Origin of the sequence: Clostridioides sp. ZZV15-6383 (genome assembly GCF_020657735.1) — a bacterium.
GTDB classification, from domain to species: Bacteria; Bacillota; Clostridia; order Peptostreptococcales; family Peptostreptococcaceae; genus Clostridioides; species Clostridioides difficile_D.
In genome coordinates, this window is the sequence record NZ_JAGWCV010000109.1 from 1 (window position 1) to 2921 (window position 2921).

The 2921-nt window shown below is 28.0% G+C and carries 2 protein-coding genes and 1 pseudogene; all 3 read right to left on the reverse strand.

Annotated features, from left to right (window positions below; translation table 11 throughout):
- Positions 1–116 (reverse strand): annotated as a pseudogene (locus tag KGF42_RS18800) (ABC transporter permease); the annotation flags it as partial.
- 792 nt (positions 117–908) lie between these two features.
- A complete protein-coding gene (locus KGF42_RS18805; protein WP_227826884.1) occupies positions 909–1946 on the reverse strand; it encodes an ABC transporter substrate-binding protein in 1038 nt (345 codons plus the stop codon).
- A gap of 95 nt (positions 1947–2041) precedes the next feature.
- Positions 2042–2797: an ABC transporter ATP-binding protein gene (locus KGF42_RS18810; protein WP_054272840.1), complete on the reverse strand. Its 756-nt coding sequence runs from the start codon at positions 2795–2797 to the stop codon at positions 2042–2044.
- Between the last annotated feature and the right edge of the window lie 124 nt (positions 2798–2921).

Below are 2921 nucleotides of genomic sequence, written 5' to 3' on the forward strand. Positions count from 1 at the left end.
TAACTACCATCAGCAGACATATCTGGAAAATCTAAGATTTTGTAAGTTATATAAACCCCCAGTGCCATAATTGATAAAATTAAACTTTGCGTCATTACAGATATAATACCTGACATAAATAAAACACTCCTTTGAAAATATTTTTATAATTCTAATTATTTGCTAATTTTGTGTATAAAAAAACCACATAGTATACAAAACTATGTGGTAAAAACACGAATAAGCCACATAGTTTAATCTATGTGGCTCTTATATAGTTAAATGAAAACTCTATAAACAACATAGCCAACATAGATACAATCCCAAAATTTTAGTAGTCTTAAGGGGCCTGTATCTATGTTAAAACGTAGGTACAAACCCTAAAAATAGTGGCTATAGTAATAATAATATTTTTTATTGTTTAATAAAGTATTCATAATTATCTCTCCCTTTTAATATTTTAATTAGCCAGAAAATTATATGTATTCTCGACTTGTTATAAATTATAAATTATACACTAATAAAAGTCAACTGCTAAATTTAATTAAAATACTAAGTAATGTATACTTAGAATACTTTTAAATCAATGTATTATTTGAAAAAAACGTTATCCTAAGTTATAGAGAAATGTGGAAATTTTATCAAGATATATACTGAATATGAAATATATACACATATGTATCCATTAAATTTTATAAAAAAGCTGTCTAAAGAATATTGAAATTCTTTTGGACAGCTCAAGTAGTGATTAGAAAGTTATATAACTTTCATAATCAGTCGTCAATACAGACGACTTTTATGGAAAATGAATAACTTTATATGCAATATTCAAATTGCTATAATAAGCACAATTTTCAAAGGGTTAGGGTGGATAAGAGTACTTATTATATAAAGTTTTCATATTACCTACTTTTTAAAATTAATAAGTTTTATTTTGCAGATTTTGTATTTTCATCTGACTTTATATACTTTATATTATCTGCTGATAACTTTTGCATGTCAAGAGCTTTTAGTGTATCTTCGTTAATTATTATTTCAGTTTCATCTAACATAGTAACTGGGATATCTCCAACAGCTTTTCCTTCTAATACTTCAATAGCAAGTTCTCCAGCTTTGTAACCTAGTTTTTCATAGTCTATTCCACAACAAGCTAAAGCACCAGAAGATACAGAACCTTCTTCAGAAGCTATTATAGGAATCTTGTTTTCATTAGCAACTTTAGAAACTATTGGCATAGAAGAAACTATTAAATTGTCAGTAGGAACATATAAAACATCTATCTTGCCAACTAAGCTAGAAATAGCTTGATTGACTTCACTTGAGGAACTGATTCCTTTTTCAACCACTTCATAATTATTTTTCTTAGCATAATCATGTAGAGAATCAACTTGGATTTTTGAATTAACTTCACTAGTATTGTATATAACACCTATTTTTTTTGCCTTTGGAGTCAATGTTTTAACTAATTCTAATGTTTTATCAATTGAAAGATAGTCAGATGTACCAGAAACATTTCCACTTGGTTTTTCAAGAGATTTAACAAGTCCAGCTTCTACAGGGTCTGTAACAGCAGTCATGATTATAGGTATATCTTTAGTAGCATTATAAGCTGCTTGTGCAGATGGAGTAGATATAGCATATATTAAATCTTTTTTGTCAGATACGAACTTACTTGCAATACTTTGTGTAGTAGGCATATCGTTTTGTGCATTTTGGAAATCTATTTTTATATTATCTCCATCCTTATAGCCTTTGTCTTCGAGTGATTTTATGAATCCTTTCTTTGCTTTATCTAAAGATGGATGTTCTACCAATTGAGTGATACCTATATTTTTTTGTTTCTTGCTATCTGTTTTTCCGTTTTCATTTGAGGCATTAGAGCCATCATTTTGAGAACATCCAGTAAGCAGTGATACACCAAGTACTCCTGCTATAATTAAACTTAATATTTTTTTTCTTTTTATCATTTTATTTTCCTCCCTCAAAATTTAATAATTATATTTGTTCATATATTCATATAATAAATTGTAAATATGCTTGATTAAAAATGAATTTTTATTTCTTAAACTGCATATTCAAATTTTTCTAAGATTTCTTCAACTGTTAATTGTTCTTTTTCTTTATTTTTTACATCTAAGACAACTTCACCCTTATGGAGCATTATCAACCTATCACCATATTGAAGAGCATGTTTTAAGTTGTGAGTCACCATAAGTGTAGTTATATTTTTTTCCCTTACGATTTTATCTGTTAACTCAATTACTTCATTTGATGTTTTTGGGTCAAGTGCTGCTGTATGTTCATCTAGCAATAGGACCTTAGGACTTGCTAAACTAGACATAATTAGTGATAGTGACTGTCTTTGACCTCCTGAAAGATATTGTACTTTAATATCTAAGTATTTTTTTAAATCCAAAGAAATTCCTTCAAGTAAGTGTTCTAAGTCATTCGTTTTATGACGAAGACATTTCTTTAAGTTTAATAATTTCCCTTTATTAAGTGCTAAAGATAGATTTTCTCTAACTGTCATAGAAGGGCAAGTTCCTAGGCTAGGGTCTTGAAAAACTCTACTTACTATTTGGGTTCTTTTGTATTCAGCCAAATTTGTTATAGTAGTGTTGTCTAATGTAATTTGACCAGAAGATTCTTTTATAAGCCCAGATATTATATTTAATAAAGTAGATTTGCCAGTTCCATTACTACCTATAATACTTACAAATTCACCATCTTCTATGTCGATTGATAAATTTTCAAATATAGTATTAGGTTCACCGTATGGATTAGGGAAACTCTTTGAAAGATTTTTAATTTGTAACATCTATAACACCTCTTTTTTCTGATTTATTTTTGGTACTAGCTTTGCATTTGTTTTTTTTAGTGAAATGTTTAAGTTACCAGTAGCTAAGAAAGCTATTATAACTATAGCAGTTATTAATTTTAAG